This window comes from Lysinibacillus sp. UBA5990 (genome assembly GCF_002429815.1).
GTDB lineage: Bacteria > Bacillota > Bacilli > Bacillales_A > Planococcaceae > Lysinibacillus > Lysinibacillus fusiformis.
The window spans coordinates 1,213,381-1,231,232 of record NZ_DJAY01000015.1 but is presented as its reverse complement, the minus strand read 5'-3'; the positions used below and the strand labels follow the sequence as shown (position 1 = coordinate 1,231,232).

Sequence of the window (17,852 nt, the reverse complement as noted above, 5' to 3'; positions counted from 1 at the left end):
GTTCCATTAATTAAATTGCAATTAATTATATAATATTTAGCCGTTCTTTAAAAGAATGTTTTACACTACTTTTCCATATTTTAAAGAACGTTTTTTCCATCTCAATCTTACTACTCTTCACAAAAAATACAACTCTTTTTAGCAAATTAAGCAATTTTTTTCGCAAAGGATAGAATAATGAAATAAAGCGTGCATTTTTCTTAATATTTTAGCGGGATCTTTAAAGAGAAAACGGTTCCAATATTAACCTCACTCTTGACTTCTACCGTTGCATTATATTTTTCAAGCAACATCTTCGAAATACTTAATCCTAAGCCAGTTCCACCAATTTGACGGTTCCTTGCCTCATCCACTCTATAAAAACGATCAAAGATAAAAGGAATATTGTCTTTTGCTATTCCTATACCATTATCAGCAATTTCTAAACATGCATAATTTCCAGCAACTGAAATAGAAATTTGTATCTCAGGAATTTTTTCACAATAACGAATTGCATTTTCTATTATATTACGAATGATTTGACTTAGTGCATTTTCAGTTATAAATAAAGGACCCATTTCATCATTTTTCGACAGCAAAATTCGCGCTCTTGGGTGTACAAGCCTCATTTCATCGATAACAGCCTCAATCACCGATAGTGCATTTGCCTCACTCATCTCATCTTTTTCCTCACGTCTTGCAAGCTCTAATAACTCCTCAATCATTTTACGCATGCGAGCTATTTCTGTTAATGAAGTATCGATCGACTCCTCTAAAATAGCTGGATCATTTTTGCCCCATCTTTTGAGCAAAGAAAGATGCCCTTCAATTGCTTGGATTGGCGTACGAAGCTCATGAGAAGCATCTGCGACAAATTGTTGTTGCTGTGTAAAAGAAATTTGCAGCTCATTCATCATGGCATTGTACATTTTCAACAAATCACCAATCTCATCGTGTGATGTGTACATTAGCTGTATGGGCTCATTAAAGCCTTGATCCATCACCGTTTTCATAGAAGCACGTAATTCACGTAATGGTTTCATTAAATAATTGGCTAAATAATACCCAATAGAGCCTGATAACACCAATGCCCCAAGACCAGCGATGAGCATAGCTGTTAATAGATAATGCATAAGCGATTGAAAACCAGTGAGCGGATGGACAACTTGGACATATCCTTGAAAAAAGCCTAGTCGTATTGGTTCATTCATGACCAGTACATCCTGCTTATCAATAGTTGTCTCAAAAATCTCCTGCATGGAGCTAAGTGGTGCAGCAGCTGAAGTATTATTGATACGCAAAATATCCACGCCGTCCGCATTAAACATTCTAACAGTTTCATCTCGGTCGACAATCGATTTGAGCAAACCAGTATTTTGTTGGATTTGTTGGATCGTAATATCCTGTCCCTGGGATTGTAAAAATGAAATGATATCCCTGCTAGTCCGTTCAACCTTGCTTTCTTCATCATTTAAAAGCCATGTATGGAGAGAAATATAAACAACCACGCAAATAATCGTATAGCTTAAAAAAATCACAATACTCGATGTGAGCATCCATTTTTTCTGCAAAGATTGACGACGTAGATACATGAGTAACTTGTTCATTCCCGCATCACATACCCAACCCCTCGAACCGTCTCAATATAGGCATTCGTATCACCTGGGAGCTTCGTCCGTAAATGACGTATATACACGTCTACCACATTAGTCTCTATATCTGTATCGTAGCCCCAGACAGATGTTAAAATATGCTCGCGTGTACAAACTCTATTTTTGTGTTCGATTAATAGTTTCAGTAAATCATATTCTGTCTTTGTGAGGTCAAGTTTATTCCCTTGCACGAAAACTTCATAGGCTGCGATATCTATTTCAATATCACGTAAACTCAAAAATTCACTATTTGTAGGCTCTTTTATTGTTGTACGGCGTAAAATCGTTCGAATTCTTGCTAATAGTTCTTCGATCGCAAATGGCTTGACGATGTAGTCATCTGCTCCAGCATCTAGGCCAGCTACACGATCCATAACAGCGTCTCTTGCCGTTATTAAAATAATAGGCACCTGAGATTGTGTCCTAACCCGCCGACAAATTTCAATACCATTGATGCCCGGTAGCATCACGTCAAGTAATAGCACATCAAATGCTACTGTTGTTGCCAAAGATAGCCCCTCACGCCCTTCAAAGGCAACTGTCACGTCATAGCCTTCATGCTGTAGCTCTAGCTCGACAAAACGTGCAATATGCTTTTCATCTTCCACTACTAATATTTTCTTAGGCACATAATCACCTTCTATTCCGAAATAACGATGCAGGATTTTTATCCCTATACTGTTATAGCATAACATCAAATAAAAAGTCTGTCTCACAAGGATTAACTTGTGGACAGACTTTTTTAATGAGCTTCCGAAATAAAGAGATTATTTTTCCCAGCTTCTTTTGATTTATATAAAGCTTGATCAGCCAAATCCATTAATTCATCCAACGTTTGGGCATGATCTGGATAGTAGGAAATTCCTATTGAAGCTGTTGGTGTGAACCGATGATCCTCAATCATCCAGCCTGTTGCTAATTCATCTCGGATGCGACGAATAATATGCATAATTTGACTATGCCTTTTATCAATTTCCCTCGTTAAACCTGTTAGAATGACAAGAAATTCGTCTCCCCCTATTCGTATAACGATATCATGACTTCTAACGGTTTTGCTCAGAGCGTGACCAAAACTCTGAATAAAAGCATCCCCTGTATCATGACCAAAGCGATCATTGACAGCTTTAAAATCATCACCATCCAAATAAAGCATCGCTACACTTGCATTGTTTTCGTCGGCCTCTGCCAATATAGTAGGAAACTCTTTTTGTAAATAACGGCGATTTGGGAGCTGTGTTAAAGAATCATGATAGGCCAGATACAGCAAATCATTTTCTCTCTCTTTACGATGGGTAATTTCACGGGACACCATCATAATTTGAGAAACTTTTTCTCGATCAGGGTCATGAACCACCGTGACATTAACTTCTGTCCAAATAGGTGTGCCGTCCTTTGCCTTCAGTAAAAGTTCGAACTGGGTATCTGTTTGACCAGTAAAGTTATTTAAAAATGTTTGCCATTCTTGCTGGCTTTCTGTATCAATAATAGCACTGTAAAATTGACCTTGTAGCTCCACATTTTCATAGCCTAAATATATTTCATAGGATGGTGACGTATAAATAATGATTCCATCCTCATTCGTAATGACAATTAAATCATTCGTATTTTCCGTAATGAGACGGAAAGTACGTTCAATATTTTTTAATTCTGTGAACATTCTTTTCTTGTCTGTAATATCATAGTTAATGGTTAAAATTTGTTCAATCTGACCAAATTCATTTTTTAATGGAACAATGGTTGCCTCCACCCAATAATCAGCATGATATTTTGTGCGATAGCACAACTCTCCCCGCCAGATCTCTCCACTAGCAAGTTTGTCATTAATTAATTGTAAAAAATTTTGTGTTTGGTACCGAGGCTTAAGTAACGCATAAGACTGCCCAATTAATTCCTCTTCGGTGTAACCCGAAGCTTGCAAAAACATCTCGCTCACTTCTGAAATACGGGCTGTACTATCTAAAATAGCAATGGCCGTAGCTGAATTTAATGCCGACTTAAACACTTCAAAGCCGTGAGATTTCGAACGTAGTTCTGCCTTTTGCAAGGTGAACTGTGTGAAATCCTGCATAATAAGAAAGATTGCAAAGGAATTATCCTCCTGCATGACAGGCGATAGTGACAGTAAATACATGCGTTCTTGCTGGTCCAACGTAAGCAGTTTTACAAACTTTTCATGAACGTTTTCTCCTCTAGCCGCTTGTTGTAAATACAATTTAATTTGTTTCACTTCTTCTTTTGGAACAATCGGTAAATCAATAAACATTTTTTGTTTAACGTCTTCATTATCTAATTGAAAATCTTCCATAAAGCTTGAATTCACTTCATAAATCATACCTTCAGCTGATAACACAACAGTCGAAAAAAAGGCATGGTCGAACATGGACCGCATAAACAAAAACTTATCTTCAATACTACGATCATAATGAATTTCCTTGGTGATTGCTAAAACATAGTCCTCCTGGTTATAGTGCAAAGGGCGTACAGTTGTTTCATATTTACGAACCTCCGACTGCACATATGCATAATCTACATAGTCAACCTGTATATGTTCTGCAATTGCATGATGATAGTTTTTCTGAATGATCGAAAAATTCCGATTCGAGGTAACGGCGGAAAGCATTTTTCCAATTACATCGATCGATAACAGTTCTCGAGCTGCATAGTTTAAGCGAATATATTGAAAATCTTCCTCTACTTTTTTCATAAGAAAAACAAAATCATTACCAATAAATAATTCATTAAAAAAATCTTCGCTTAAAAGATACTCCATACTGTCACCTCCAGAAAAGGCTATTGCCATCATAATAAAAAACTATGTATATGCTTAATTATACGCAAAAACTAATTCTACTATTATAACATAAAAATAAAAAATTACCTTTCTCGAATTAGATAAATTATATCCTTTTAAGGATATTTTTGATAATTTAACAATTTAAACATAAAAAAGCACTACTAAAGATTCATACAATTGATTAATTATAGATAAAAGTGATAGAATTTACTTAATTTAAAACATGCAAAATAAATTAAATATTTTCGTTGATTTATCAGAATTTACTGACTATTAAACTTAAAATTTTGTTTTTTACGAGCAAAATGATTGCATCAAGCAGCTAGCATGTTATATTATATTTAAAAAACTAGTCTTTTTTCGGTATGGTCGAAATCAGTAAGACAGCGGGAGATTATGGAATTTCATAGTTATAACGTCTAGTTCTTTGGGTTTTAATTCCAGTACGAATTTTAGTTTTCTTCTTTATGCTTCAACGGAATTGTTTTAACTACCCTAGTAAAGGAGGCGTTTCGTATGCTTAAACATCGAGACCTGCATGAATGTACAGAGCTTTATGAACTATTATCACACCCTTCTGTATTCCCTTTTGTCCGTCAGAAAGCCACATCCGCTGATGAATACTGGTTTATGACAAAGCAACTGATCGAAGAGGAAGCGAGAGGACTCGCTATCTCGAGGACCATCACTGATGACTGGGGTCAACCAATCGGCACCATTAGTATACACGATGTTGAGGACGGTGCAGGTTTTTTAGGAACGTGGATTGGACTCCCTTACCAAGGAAAAGGCTACAATCAAAAGGCAAAAATGCTTTTTTTGAATGAGTTATTTTTTGATTATAATTTCCATACGGTATTCCTCCGTATTCGTGTTGAAAATATAAAATCACAGCGTGCTGCGTTAAAATTACCCTATATAGTAAGCGCTAATGAAAGTCATCCAACTTTGTTAGCTCAAGTAAATAGTGGTATGGCACAATTTGATCTATTTAAAATTCCAAAAGATTTATTCTACTTAACAACTGCTTATGAAATGCAAGAAGGCGAAGAACAAGCAATGTAAGCCTATTAAAATAAGAAGAAGCTATGAGGTGTTGTCATCATCGACATCCCTCATAGCTTTTTTAATGACTTTTATTTTTCATAGTTCAAAATTAATGACGCCATCTCGTCAGGCGTTTTTGGTTTTTGAGTTTTGGACATCGTTTCAACCATTTCTTCTTTACGCCCTGTTAGTGTATAAACAGACTTCATAAAGGATTCCTTTGTTAAAGCTTCTTCCTGTAACACTTCTGCATAACCTTGCTTTTTAAATAAATTGGCATTTAATATTTGATCACCACGGCTTTTTTGAGCAGATAATGGCACCAAAAGCATTGGTTTATGAAGGGCTAAAAACTCAAAAATAGAGTTTGATCCCGCTCGAGACACAATAAAGTCTGCTGCATGCATTAAATCAGGCAGCTCTGTCGTCACATATTCAAATTGTTTGTAGCCGGATAATGGCTCTAACGACTCATCATAGTTCCCTTTCCCACATAAATGAATTACGTAAAACTGCTTTAACAGCTCTGGTAAATTTCCCCTAAGGGCATCATTCAGAACAACGGAACCTAAGCTACCACCCATGACAAGTAAAACAGGCTTTAATGTCGTAAAGCCACAGTATGCTAAACCTTTTGCTCTTTCCCCTTTCAACAATTCAGGGCGAATAATGGAACCTGTACAAGTTGCTTTGTCACTTGGTAGATGCTTCAGTGTTTCTTCAAAAATGGTGAACACATGAGAAGCAAATGGTAAAGCTATTTTATTGGCAAGCCCAGGTGTCACATCTGATTCATGGATTACGACTGGAACACCCGCCAGCTTGGCAGCCATGACAACAGGGACAGAAACAAATCCCCCTTTCGAAAATACGACTTGCGGCTTTACTTTTTTGATAATACGAAAAGCCTGCATCATTCCAGCAAGCACCTTAAATGGATCTGTAAAATTTTTCATCGAAAAATAACGACGCAATTTACCGCTTGCAATGCCATAAAACGGCACATTAGGGAACGCCTCGCCAATTAATTCTTTTTCAATACCTTGTTCTGAGCCAATATAGTGGACATCATAACCTAGTTCAAGTAAAGACGGGAGTATCGCTTGGTTTAACGATACATGGCCAGCTGTCCCACCACCGGTTAAAATGATTGTTTGTTGTTTCACATGAATTCTCCTATTCCTAAAAAAACATTGTAGGTAGACTACTTTTTGTTTACAGTGTTCTATTTTACTATATGCCGACGAAAAGATATAGATGAAGCAATAAAATTTCAGCTTTTCTCTCTTTACATATGCTATACTTGTTCATTATGTTAATGAAGGAAGTATCATACATGTATCAAACATCCACTTTGAAAGAAAAATACGCACTACTTTTAAAAATGATCATCCCTATTTTAGTGACCCAAGTAGCTATCTACCTTGTTTCTTTTTTTGATGTGTTAATGTCAAGTCGCTATGGGACGGCGGATTTAGCAGGTGTATCGATTGGTTCCTCCATTTGGATGCCGATTTATACTGGACTATCCGGTATTCTCCTAGCCATTACACCGATTGTCTCCCAGCTTGTAGGGGCAAAAAAGGAAATGGATGCTAAAAAGGCTGTTCAGCAAGGCATTTATGTCGCCATTACACTGTCCATCATTATTTTCTTTGGACTTTTCTTCGGCATCGATTGGATACTTAGCAAGATGAGTTTAGAAACATCTGTACATAATATAGCAAAGGGCTACATCTATGCGATGTGTGCTGGTCTTTTGCCACTATTTTTATTTTTTGTTATGCGTTGTTTCATTGATGCACTAGGCCAAACACGTGTCACGATGATCATTACCTTAATGACAACGCCCATTAATATCGTATTAAATTACATCTTTATTTTCGGAAAATTCGGATCACCTGAGCTTGGTGGGATTGGAGCAGGTGTAGCCACAGCAATTACTTACTGGCTAATTTTCTTAATTACTGCTTGGATTATCGCAAAACGAGTGCCTTTCGAACGCTTCCGTATGTTTCACAATTGGCGCAAGCCTTCATGGCTACAATGGAAGGAAATTTTGCTGATTGGTGTGCCGATAGGCATTTCACTTTTCGCAGAAACAAGTATCTTTTCAGCCGTCACAATGATGATGAGTAATTTTAGCACCACCATCATCGCAGCACATCAAATTGCGATTAATTTTACCTCTCTCCTTTATATGGTGCCCCTAAGTATTTCAATGGGTGTCACGATATTGGTAGGCTTTGAGATTGGTGCAGGACGGATGCGGGATGCACGTACTTATAGTTACCTTTGTGTTGGTACTGCCATCGTCTTTAGTTTTATTTCTGCTTGCATACTCTTTGTTTTGCGAGAACCCGTTGCACATATGTACACGACAGATAGCAATGTAATTGAATATGCTGTGCAGTTTTTAGTCTTTGCCGCTATTTTTCAGCTATCTGATTCTATTCAAGCCCCTGTGCAAGGAGCTTTAAGAGGTTACAAAGATGTGATGATAACATTTATTATGGCTATTATTTCTTACTGGGTAATTGGTTTACCAGTTGGTTATCTGCTTGCGACCCACACAGATTTAGGACCTTTTGGCTATTGGATTGGGCTCGTCGCAGGATTGACTACTGGCGCTGCTACGCTATTGATTCGCTTGCTCCTTGTTCAAAAAAGAGTGACTGTTGCATAATAAAAATCGCCTTTTCCTTAGTTCTAGGAAAGGCGATTTTTTAACGTAAAACTCCTGTTCGAATAATTTTTACATCCACTTTCGGTTTAAGCAATAAAGAGGTAAATTCTGTATGCCAATCTTCCTTAAACATTTTTGGATGATACGCCCGAATATGACGACCAATCCCTAATGTATCAGATTTTTGATTTTGAAGAATCCGCAAAACTTCCTCAAACTCAGCTTGCATTTTTTCCTCTATCATTTGTTGTACGTCTTGAAAAATTTCATCCTTATATAAATGATCGTGAGGAAATTCTTCAACCTCCACATCAATGGTATAACTCATATCTATTGTTCGCAATTCCTCATTGACAGTCCATTTACGCTTCACCTTTAACACATCGACTGTAATTGGATTGACCTTCCCATCATTTTGCCAAAGATAGCTCATGCGTGCTGCCTTACTTTTTTGATTCATTAATAGCAGCATCGTTAAGGATTGGGACGGTGTTAATACAGTACCCGTAAAGCTTCGTCCAGAAAATAAAGCTAAGCCACCTGCCACCGCATGTTTTTTATCTTCACTAAGTTGAAAATAAGGCAGAGCAATATCAATTGTCTGATCCAATAGCATAGAACCCACTACTTGCAAATCAATCTTTGGAAAATAGGTATTATCCTCTGAACTTTCGATAAATCGCTGGTAATAGCCCCCAGCGCTACTGGCAAGATCTTTTGTCAAATCTACAAACGGTTTGACATCACCTTCAGTAAGAGCCATCTTGATTGATATAGGATTTTGGGGGTCCCGAAAATATATGTCCAATAGTTCATAGATGGACTCCCTCGCCGTACGATCGGAAATCAGAATTGTTGATAGCTCCGATAAATCAAGCGTTTGCTCCACTTTTAAATTGGCATTTGTCCGTACTTCACGAGGTGATAACCCTTCAGCCTCAATAATCTCCGTTTCTTGAGTCATTGAAGTCGGGTAGGCATAATACCCCTTATACGCGCCAACATACCCTTCTATCCCAACAAGCGTCACAACGGAAGAGTTTTTATAAAGTCTTTCATCCCAGCAGCCAGCTAGCAGTAACATCGACAAGATCATCACGATTCCTTTACGAAACACTTTTTCCCCTCCATTTATTCCAACCAATTATGACCATAGGCAATAAAATAGTAAAGAAGATAAATACGTAGTGTAAAGAATTTTTGATAAACTCAATGCTTCGGAAATGCAGAACAAAAAGCGGTAGAATGGCTAGTAAAAGATGATACACCATAATACTTCTTTTCGGATGTTTCTTTTCTTTCATAAAATGGAGTACTCGGAAAGATAGCCCAAAAATCATAATAGTAACAATCGACCAGGAAAGCCAAATATAGACGAAAAAAATATCAAGCCGCTTCACAAATGTGACTTCCTGTGATTTTAAAATATACATAATGGGTTCTGGTATGAGATTGATTTCATCCAAAGAGAAGAACATTTGCGTAAAAAGAACCGAGATAAAGTAAAAGACAAAAATGACTAGTTGATAGGTCAATAATGGTCTTCCCTTAACTTGTAAATCTTTTTGTAAAAATGGGCGATAAATAAGATACATTTCAATGCCAAAATAGGCATAGATACTATGAATCAGGCCAGCTACTATTTGTTTTGTATGATTCCATTCAATTGGAAAAAGATTACTCCACGTTAAATCTGGTATGGCGAGCATGAGAAAAATCACAAATAGAAAAATAAGGGGAATGAGTAATACACCAATATTGATAACAGTTTCTGGTCTACTTAAGTTGGCATATAGCGAAAGGGCTACTATGATGACAACAACAATCCATTCAGGTGTTTGTGGTAGCACCCACGATGCCAAAACATAGCTCATATAGGCAATAAAGACAACGGTCACAAGAAGCCAATAGATTTGATATACCCAACGAAAGAAAGCATTTAAGTAGAAATACGAGTGATAACGTTCAAAAAATAGGAGTAAACCATAATGTATGACACTCGCAACAATAAAAATAAACCATGAGCTATTTCTACTGGAAATAATTAGAGGGGTTTGAAAGGCGATATAGACAACACCTGTTTGAAAAATAAATAATAGTAAAAAGAACTGCGCCTTTGTTAGGGAAACATTCATGGTGTATCCTCGTTTTTCGTTTGCTCATCTTTTGATGGTTGAAACGATGTGACTTGCACGGTTGGTTTAATAAACGGCCAGCGTAAAAAAATTTTAAGCACAGCCTTTGGTTGGAAAGGAATGATTGGTGAAAAATAAGGTTGTTTTAAAGACGTTAAGTTAATTAAATGTATAAGTAAAATGACAACTCCTACAACAATCCCTAAAAAACCAAACAAAGAGGCAAGTACCATAAACGGAAAACGGATCATGCGAATAGTACTATTTAACTCGACTGACGGGACAACATAGCTGGAAATAGCCGTTAATGCAACAACAATGACCATTAAATTAGAAACTAATCCTGCACTGACGATAGCATCCCCTATTACTAATCCTCCTACGATTCCGATCGTCTGCCCTACCGATTGTGGTAATCGAATACTGGACTCTCGAATCAATTCCATAATAATCTCTAGAATCAATGCTTCAATTAGCGGTCGATATGGAATGTCATTCACATCATTTTTCACTTGATTACTTAATTCCAATGGTAGTACTTCAAAATGAAAGCTTATGATTGCAATATAAAAGGCTGGTAAAAAAACAGCGGTTAAAAACGACAGAAGTCGAACAATTTTATAAAAAGAACCAACAACAACTCGACCATTATAGTCATCTGGCGTCTGATAGAATGAAAAAAAAGTGACAGGAGCAATAAATGCGGTCGGTGAAATATCCGTCATGACCACAACCTTACCCTCTACTAAATTGGCTACTACCCGATCTGGATGCTCCGTATTTAACAATTGCGGAAATGGAGATAACACAGAATCCTCCAACGCATCGCTTAATTGACCAGAGCTATAAAAATAATCAATTTGAAGAGCAGCAATCCGCTTCTCTATCTCTTGTAATGTCTCTGGTTTTATAACCCCATCCATATAAAGATAATACGCCTTTGATTTCGTTTGCTGGCCAATCGAAAATGATTTCACTACCAAAGCAGGATTATTGATACGCCTACGTATTAACGCTAAATTGGTATCCACACGTTCAATCAGGCCTTCATGCGAACCGCGCAAAATACTTTCGCTACTCGGTTCTTCGAGGTTACGTCGGACTTCATTCACAATAGTAAGTGCCAGCATTTTTCCTGTATCAGGCAAAATAACGATGGTTTCTCCCTGACAAACTCGCTCAATCGCAAGGGGTAATGAAAAATTTTCTAATGTCGTAATTAATGTTTCACTCCAAAACGGCTTTGCTGTATCTAAACGTGCATATATTGTATCTAAAACTTTTTGAACTTCCTTAGCATCTACAAGAGAAGCGTAAAAGCATAAAATAGCTGTATTGCCTTTATGCCAATCTACCTGTCTGACTGTCAAATCAGAGGAATGGTAGAATGCTTTTTGCAGGCTTTTCATCATATATTCCACTCTATCCATAAAACGCCTCCTCTACTGGAGAGTATAAGCATTTTTGTCTTATTTCAAACAAGTTTATAACAGAATTCATCGGCATAAAAAAGATGCCCCGACGATTTTATCTAGGCATCTTACTAATAATAATTTTAGCTTTAACTGTACATCTCTCTTCTACATTCATATAATAAAAAATGTCCTATAAGCCTAATAGACTTATAAGACATTTTCGTTAACAAAAATCTTATTTCGTAATAAATTGTTGTGTCCAGTAATTACCGGATTTCACGTAACCTACACCAATATGTGTGAATTTCCCATTTAAAATGTTAGCACGGTGACCAGGTGAGTCCATCCACGCTTGTACTACTTCTTGTGGTGAACGTTGACCTTGTGCAATGTTTTCTCCTGCACTTTTATAGGCGATGCCTAAAGCTTTCATACGATCAAATGGCGAACCGAAAGTTGGGCTTGTATGTGAGAAATAGTTATTACTTTGCATATCTTGTGATTTTTCACGAGCTGCCGCCATTAATTTATCATCTGTTTGTAATGGAGATAAACCAGCTTTTGTACGTTCAGCGTTTGTTAATTTTACTACCTCTTGTTCAAATGCGTTCACATCTGAAGTTGTTGTTGAAGGTGTAGAGCTAGTTGGTGGTGTTGCTGGTTTTTCGTTTTGTGATGATTGATTATTGTTTGGCGTAGTTGCCGTATTATTATTATTTGTTGTAGGCGTCTCTTTAGATGGTGTAGATGCCTGCGGGAATTGAATATTCCATTTATGATTGTTAGACCATTTATAATAAACTTTACAGTTTGTTGTTTGCTTTACTGAATTCCCCTCTGTTGTATTTGTAGCAGCAGAAGCTATTTGAATTGGAGCTGCTAAAAGAAATGTTGCACAAATTGCAGTTAGTGTTTTTTTCATGTTTGCAATTCCTCCTTCTATGCCACTAATCGTAAATGATAAATTTCATTAAATTCTTACCAGCATCTGCTAACTACCCCAACACGGAAATAAATACGCGAAAAATCGGGGTTTTTTTGCTATATTTCTTTGTAGAATTAACCAATCTATGAAATACTTACGTTTGAAAGTGGGTTGACACCCCTATAAATCTAGCAAATATTATCGTATATTCCCTCTGAAAGTGTATCCCAAATGTATGCGCTATTCAATGATTCAGTCATTCTAATTATTCTTATCGAAAGGCGCCAGAATTGTGATATCACTAGTTTTAGTGGCTCTTCTTATCATATATATTACAAAAACATTACAGACACGTTACATTCTCTTTACATAAAAATAAAAAAACCTGCGTAATTTACACATTGTCTAAATTGTGCAAAAATCCACAGGTTTACATTTTCTTTATTGAATTCCAATGACAGGAAGAGATCCTACGTTTTCACCGATAATAACAAGTTTCGCTGGCATTTTTAAATATTCAGGTAGCCATTGAACCATGCCATATGCATATTGGAACAGCATTGGATTTTTAATGCCTTCTATCGGCACATATCCTTTCATTCGATAAATTGTTTCAGGTATTGCACGCACCCATTCTTCAAATTGCTCCTGGGTAAACTCGATATCAGTGAATTCCACTAAGCGCGAGCCAAGTTGCATAGAGGCTATCGGCGCTTTCACAATATCAGCTTTATTCATTTGTGCCGTTGCCTTTAAATTTTCTAATAATGACAGGGGTACTCGTCCATTCGTCGTTTGCAAAATAAAGGCATGGGGATTTAAGCTTTGTAACTCATAGACAACTTGCGCTTGCTCTGCCTCTGTTAAAAGATCCGTTTTATTTGCTAATAATAAGTGAGCATGGCGAATTTGTTCCATAAATAGAGAACGTACTTGTGGTGTCAGAGTATCACGGTGAAGCCACAGCTTAGAATCTGCCACTGTAACAATACCTTTGACATTAAGCTTATCAGCAAACAATGGTGAATAAACCGCATCTAAAGCCTCCACCGGATGGGCAGCACCAGTTGTTTCAATAATTAATACATCAAAATCACTATCTAATAGAAGAGATTGAATTTGTGCCTCCGTTTTTTCAGCACCTGAACAACAAATGCAGCCTTCTAGCATCTCTTTGAGCGGAATATCCTTTTCCACGGCCTGTGAGTCAAATGGTAGCTTGCCAAGTTCATTCATAATAACGGCGGGCTTTAAATTTTTCTCTTTTAGTTGGCGAATTACATCTGTCAGCATCGATGTTTTGCCACTTCCTAAAAAGCCACTAAATAGGTATACATCCTTCATACTTTTCTTCCCCCTATAAAAAAAGCTGTCGCAGATGCCGTGAAGACGACTGTTGCGACAGCTGTAATGTTAGTTTGTTGTTTCCTCAGTCTTATCAGCTGTACCTAAAAGAAGCTCTTTTGCTTTTAACAACTGAGGATCATCAGCTTTCATTTTTGCACGTAAAGCATCCATTAATGCATACGTTGTGTTTCCTGTTAAAACACCTGTCTCTTCAAGATTATTCGCAGCTTGTAATTGTTCTACTGCATGCGCTGTATTGTCATCGAAAAGACCATCTATTTCACCAGGCTCGTACCCTAATACTTGGAGCATTTCCTCTGCAGCCTTTACAGAGTCTGATTGCATACCTGCCTTCATCTCTATAGAAGCATTCAAGTATGGTAATGAGGCATACGTTGGGTAAGCGACCTTGACATCAGGAGTAATCCCTTTTTCATTAATCCAGTTACCATTCGGCGTTAACCATTTACCTGTAGTAAATTTCAGATTAGAGCCATCTTTTAACGGAGTCACATTTTGGACTGTGCCTTTACCGAAGGATGTTTCACCGACAACCTTTGCACCAACAGATTCTTTTAAAGCACCAGCTAAAATCTCGGAGGCAGAAGCACTACCACCATCAACTAGAACTGTAATTGGTAGGTTATATTTTTTACCAGCAATCGCATTTGTGACTTCTGGTTCTGCATCCTTTTCTTGTACCTGTACAATGGCCTTGCCTTCTGGAACGAATAGATTAGAAATATCCACTGCAGCCTTTAAGTAGCCACCAGGATTTTGACGTAAATCTAAAACAATTCCCTTCATGCCTTTGCCTTCGTACTCCACAAGGATTTTTTCAAGCTCTTGGGCAGTTTGTTCACTAAACGTTGTAATTTGAATATGGGCAATATTGCCATCAAGCATTTCACCATAAACAGTTTCTACTGGGATTTCATCACGAACAATTGTCATTTGAATAGGCTCAGTATTGTCACCACGTTTCACTGATAATTTCACAGACGTTCCTTTTTCGCCGCGAATTAACGCTACTGCTTCTGTAGCACTGAAACCTTGAATGCTTTTCCCATCAACCGTTAAGATGATATCTTTTGGTAATAAGCCTGCCTTTTCAGCAGGGGAATTTTTGATCGGTGACACAACTGTAATATAACCATTACGTTCTTGAATTTCTGCACCAATTCCTTGGAAGCTTGAAGATAAACCAGAGTTAAATTGGTCTGCTTCTTCTTTTACCATAAAATCAGAGTACGGATCTCCTAATGCGTCGAACATGCCATTAATAGCACCATCGACTACTTTCTCATCTTCAATATCTTTGTAATAGTTATTTTTCAGTAAATCAAATGCTTCATATAATTTCGTAAATTCCTCACGTTCTACAGGAACTTTCACTTCTACTACTTTCTTATCACCAAATGTTAACGCAAAAATCGTTAAACCGGCAGTAATAAGAATTGTAAAGAACATTAGCATGATGAATTTAAACGGTTTTAATTGTATAAATTGTCCTGCTGGCTTGATCTCAGCGGGCGTTGGCTCTTGCTGCTGTTCCGTACTTTCTTTTTTCTGTTCATCCATCTTGATTGTCACCACTCTCATATACACTAACTTGTTGTCACACTATTACCATCTTAACAGGTTATACAGAAGACGAAAAGAAAAAGACTGTCGAAATTTTATGACAGACCTTGTCTGAACCTGCTTCCAAACAACTCGCATCCAAATGCTTATAGACCCATCATTCCCTATAGAAGCTTAAGGTATATAATGGTACTGCCTTCTAATTTTACTCATTTCCTAGTAGCAGTCAACTAAAAAATCAATTGATTCATAGAAATACTATAAGAATATAACGTGCCAGAGACTGAAAAAGTTGCAAATCATGGTGTTTTTTTTACACAGGTCCTTCTAATAGTGTTTGAAGCTTTTTATAAACAGATTGAACAGTTAATCGATGAAAGGAAATAAGTTGTCCTTTATAGATGACAGAGAAGATGCCGTAAGGTGTCGGCGATTTCTCCATCAGCTCATCACGGCTTTGGATTTCGACCAAGTCGACAGAGAGACCAAGCTTACTGGCAGCGGCTAAGATGTTCTCTGTCGCGACTTGTACATATGGACATTGAAAAGATCGAAGAATCGTCAAATTGTGATAGCCAGTTAATCGGTCATGCCAATTATGAGGAAAATACGGTAACTCTACATCTTCACTAAATGGATAAACCAATAATTCGAAATCATAAGGTGCAGTGGCGACTAGTTGGAATTGGTGCTGTAAAAATAAAGCCTTACTTGGGGTCCATGATGTATGGTCATTAGTAAGAACAGCTACTCCTTTTTTGCCCCGTTGTTTAGCATCATCCATGCACTTCTTCAATAATTGTGTACCGTACCCCTTCCCCACTGCGCTAACCCATAAACAATGAATCATGACATAGCCATCCGCATGCACAACCCTAGATGAGTATTCTGCATCAGTATACTCTATAAAGCCCACTTGTTTATGATCTTCTAATAATTGAACATAACGCAAGTCCTTTTCAAATTGTTGATTTAGCCATTTATTTTTGCCTTCATAGCCTTCACTTTTTTCTTGCTTCTTAAACAATAACTGCCTATCCCCTCCACCAATTGTCCATCCATTTCAACAATCTCTATATGTGTCAATGGCCGCTCCTCCAATATTTAGTCGTTCTGCTAATTTTACCATTTCTTATGAATCATTTAAATCATTCCCCTTTTCTCTTCCTCACGCATATGATGCAAGTAATGACAAATATAAGGAGGAAGGATAATGGGGAGAAATAATAAGCCCGATCAAAACAATGATTCCTTAGAAATTTATGCAGCTAAGTTATCTTATATTGGCACAGCTATTTCAACACTAGGAGATGGCCTACAGACCATAGCAGCAGGTCTTGCTCTAGAAGCACTCGTCAATGCGAATAAGGATTCTTCTCAAAATAATAATGGTGACAGCCAGTCAAACGTTCAAATTGATAATATGCAGAAGCAAATTGATTATTTAATTGGTGAGCTGAAGCACATCAAAAAAATGTTAAAATAACCTTTACATAAAAAGAAAGCACAATAAAAGTAGTGTTGAAAAAAGGCTTTCAACACTACTGTTTTTTTTCCATTTTTTTGTGGGCCATCTGTACTTCAAGCAATTCTGAAACGGTCACAAAGCGATAGCCCTGTTTTTCAAGCTCCGGTAAAATTTGCTCTAGCGCCTTCACAGTTTGTGCTCGGTTACCTCCACCATCGTGAAACAACACAATATTCCCTGCCTTTACCCCTTTTAATACGGTATTCACAATTCGATTAACGCCTGGGCTCTTCCAGTCAAGTGTGTCCAAATGCCATGACCACATCACCACTTTATAGCCCTCTTTTGCGATCGCATCTATCATCGCATCTGAGAATTGCCCTTCCACCGGACGGAATAAAGTAGGTTTAAAGCCGGTAATACTATAGAGAGTCTCATTTGTTTGATCAATTTCCTTCAACAAATTTGATACATTTGTTTTTAAAGGATGGGTATACGTATGGTTAGCCAATTCATGCCCTTCATCGTACATTCTCGAAATAAGTTCAGGATTTTTTTCTGCATTTTGTCCGACAATGAAGAATGTGGCTTTTGCTTGATATTTATCCAATACATCGAGAACATCCGCTGTGTACGTACGGTGTGGGCCATCATCAAAGGTGAGAGCGATGATTTTCTCCTCCGTTTTGATTTCCCAAAGTATTTCCCCAGCTTCTTCATAATACTTTCTGCCTTTATTTTCATAAGAACTCGCCTTGACATAGAAAAATGACACCGTAATCAGACAAATTGGCAGTAAAAACAGTAATAATTTTTTCAA

15 protein-coding genes are annotated in these 17,852 nt (G+C 37.3%); 3 read left to right on the top strand and 12 right to left on the bottom strand.

What is annotated here, in order from left to right; all coding sequences use genetic code 11:
* Positions 1 to 200 precede the first annotated feature (200 nt).
* From B3D94_RS18755 to B3D94_RS18745, 3 genes are all read right to left on the bottom strand, one after another.
* The gene (locus B3D94_RS18755; protein WP_291759205.1) at positions 201 to 1,586 is read right to left on the bottom strand and encodes a HAMP domain-containing sensor histidine kinase; all 1,386 of its coding nucleotides are present in this window, start codon (positions 1,584 to 1,586) and stop codon (positions 201 to 203) included.
* Positions 1,583 to 2,260 carry a response regulator transcription factor gene (locus tag B3D94_RS18750; RefSeq protein WP_291759203.1) on the bottom strand — a complete coding sequence of 226 codons (678 nt, stop codon included), beginning with the start codon at positions 2,258 to 2,260 and terminating at the stop codon, positions 1,583 to 1,585. The genes B3D94_RS18755 and B3D94_RS18750 overlap by 4 nt, the downstream gene beginning before the upstream one ends.
* Positions 2,261 to 2,373: 113 nt before the next feature.
* Entirely contained in the window at positions 2,374 to 4,401 is a 2,028-nt protein-coding gene (locus B3D94_RS18745) for a diguanylate cyclase domain-containing protein (protein WP_291759200.1), read from the bottom strand.
* Positions 4,402 to 4,941: 540 nt separating this feature from the next.
* Here B3D94_RS18745 and B3D94_RS18740 point away from each other — a divergent pair.
* On the top strand, positions 4,942 to 5,490 hold the full coding sequence (locus B3D94_RS18740) for a GNAT family N-acetyltransferase (protein WP_025115397.1): 549 nt from the start codon (positions 4,942 to 4,944) through the stop codon (positions 5,488 to 5,490).
* A gap of 71 nt (positions 5,491 to 5,561) precedes the next feature.
* On the opposite strand, the gene B3D94_RS18735 is transcribed toward B3D94_RS18740, so the two are convergent.
* Positions 5,562 to 6,638: an undecaprenyldiphospho-muramoylpentapeptide beta-N-acetylglucosaminyltransferase gene (locus B3D94_RS18735; protein ID WP_291759194.1), complete on the bottom strand. Its 1,077-nt coding sequence runs from the start codon at positions 6,636 to 6,638 to the stop codon at positions 5,562 to 5,564.
* Between the two features lie 170 nt (positions 6,639 to 6,808).
* On the opposite strand from B3D94_RS18735, the gene B3D94_RS18730 reads away from it, so the two are divergent.
* Positions 6,809 to 8,158 carry an MATE family efflux transporter gene (locus B3D94_RS18730; RefSeq protein WP_069481280.1) on the top strand — a complete coding sequence of 450 codons (1,350 nt, stop codon included), beginning with the start codon at positions 6,809 to 6,811 and terminating at the stop codon, positions 8,156 to 8,158.
* 40 nt (positions 8,159 to 8,198) lie between these two features.
* Here B3D94_RS18730 and B3D94_RS18725 read toward each other — a convergent pair whose 3' ends face one another.
* From B3D94_RS18725 to B3D94_RS18695, 7 genes are all read right to left on the bottom strand, one after another.
* Positions 8,199 to 9,275: a Ger(x)C family spore germination protein gene (locus tag B3D94_RS18725; RefSeq protein ID WP_069481279.1), complete on the bottom strand. Its 1,077-nt coding sequence runs from the start codon at positions 9,273 to 9,275 to the stop codon at positions 8,199 to 8,201.
* Positions 9,265 to 10,293: a GerAB/ArcD/ProY family transporter gene (locus B3D94_RS18720; RefSeq protein ID WP_069481278.1), complete on the bottom strand. Its 1,029-nt coding sequence runs from the start codon at positions 10,291 to 10,293 to the stop codon at positions 9,265 to 9,267. Before B3D94_RS18720 ends, B3D94_RS18725 begins: the two co-directional genes overlap by 11 nt.
* On the bottom strand, positions 10,290 to 11,723 hold the full coding sequence (locus B3D94_RS18715) for a spore germination protein (protein WP_069481277.1): 1,434 nt from the start codon (positions 11,721 to 11,723) through the stop codon (positions 10,290 to 10,292). Before B3D94_RS18715 ends, B3D94_RS18720 begins: the two co-directional genes overlap by 4 nt.
* Before the next feature lie 220 nt (positions 11,724 to 11,943).
* Positions 11,944 to 12,630, bottom strand: a complete 687-nt coding sequence (locus B3D94_RS18710) for a CAP domain-containing protein (protein ID WP_008181638.1) — start codon at positions 12,628 to 12,630, stop codon at positions 11,944 to 11,946.
* Between the two features lie 444 nt (positions 12,631 to 13,074).
* On the bottom strand, positions 13,075 to 13,977 hold the full coding sequence (locus tag B3D94_RS18705; RefSeq protein WP_291759187.1) for a CobW family GTP-binding protein: 903 nt from the start codon (positions 13,975 to 13,977) through the stop codon (positions 13,075 to 13,077).
* A 69-nt stretch (positions 13,978 to 14,046) separates the two neighbouring features.
* Positions 14,047 to 15,561, bottom strand: coding sequence for a S41 family peptidase (locus B3D94_RS18700; protein ID WP_193831881.1), 1,515 nt, complete (start codon positions 15,559 to 15,561; stop codon positions 14,047 to 14,049).
* Between the two features lie 316 nt (positions 15,562 to 15,877).
* Complete coding sequence (locus B3D94_RS18695; RefSeq protein ID WP_349679806.1) at positions 15,878 to 16,591, bottom strand: GNAT family N-acetyltransferase; 714 nt, start codon at positions 16,589 to 16,591, stop codon at positions 15,878 to 15,880.
* Between the two features lie 186 nt (positions 16,592 to 16,777).
* On the opposite strand from B3D94_RS18695, the gene B3D94_RS18690 reads away from it, so the two are divergent.
* Entirely contained in the window at positions 16,778 to 17,050 is a 273-nt protein-coding gene (locus B3D94_RS18690; RefSeq protein WP_089984403.1) for a translation initiation factor 2, read from the top strand.
* 55 nt (positions 17,051 to 17,105) lie between these two features.
* Here the strand turns inward: B3D94_RS18690 and B3D94_RS18685 are convergent, their stop codons facing one another.
* Positions 17,106 to 17,852, bottom strand: a complete 747-nt coding sequence (locus tag B3D94_RS18685) for a polysaccharide deacetylase family protein (protein WP_291759179.1) — start codon at positions 17,850 to 17,852, stop codon at positions 17,106 to 17,108.

What these genes read in the sequence shown, in the direction of transcription:
- B3D94_RS18755 (WP_291759205.1), bottom strand. Translation starts at nt 1,586, where the DNA reads ATGAACAAGTTACTCATGTATCTACGTCGTCAATCTTTGCAGAAAAAA.
- B3D94_RS18690 (WP_089984403.1), top strand. Translation starts at nt 16,778, where the DNA reads ATGGGGAGAAATAATAAGCCCGATCAAAACAATGATTCCTTAGAAATT.
- B3D94_RS18740 (WP_025115397.1), top strand. Translation starts at nt 4,942, where the DNA reads ATGCTTAAACATCGAGACCTGCATGAATGTACAGAGCTTTATGAACTA.
- B3D94_RS18715 (WP_069481277.1), bottom strand. Translation starts at nt 11,723, where the DNA reads ATGGATAGAGTGGAATATATGATGAAAAGCCTGCAAAAAGCATTCTAC.
- B3D94_RS18705 (WP_291759187.1), bottom strand. Translation starts at nt 13,977, where the DNA reads ATGAAGGATGTATACCTATTTAGTGGCTTTTTAGGAAGTGGCAAAACA.
- B3D94_RS18720 (WP_069481278.1), bottom strand. Translation starts at nt 10,293, where the DNA reads ATGAATGTTTCCCTAACAAAGGCGCAGTTCTTTTTACTATTATTTATT.
- B3D94_RS18710 (WP_008181638.1), bottom strand. Translation starts at nt 12,630, where the DNA reads ATGAAAAAAACACTAACTGCAATTTGTGCAACATTTCTTTTAGCAGCT.
- B3D94_RS18730 (WP_069481280.1), top strand. Translation starts at nt 6,809, where the DNA reads ATGTATCAAACATCCACTTTGAAAGAAAAATACGCACTACTTTTAAAA.
- B3D94_RS18745 (WP_291759200.1), bottom strand. Translation starts at nt 4,401, where the DNA reads ATGGAGTATCTTTTAAGCGAAGATTTTTTTAATGAATTATTTATTGGT.
- B3D94_RS18700 (WP_193831881.1), bottom strand. Translation starts at nt 15,561, where the DNA reads ATGGATGAACAGAAAAAAGAAAGTACGGAACAGCAGCAAGAGCCAACG.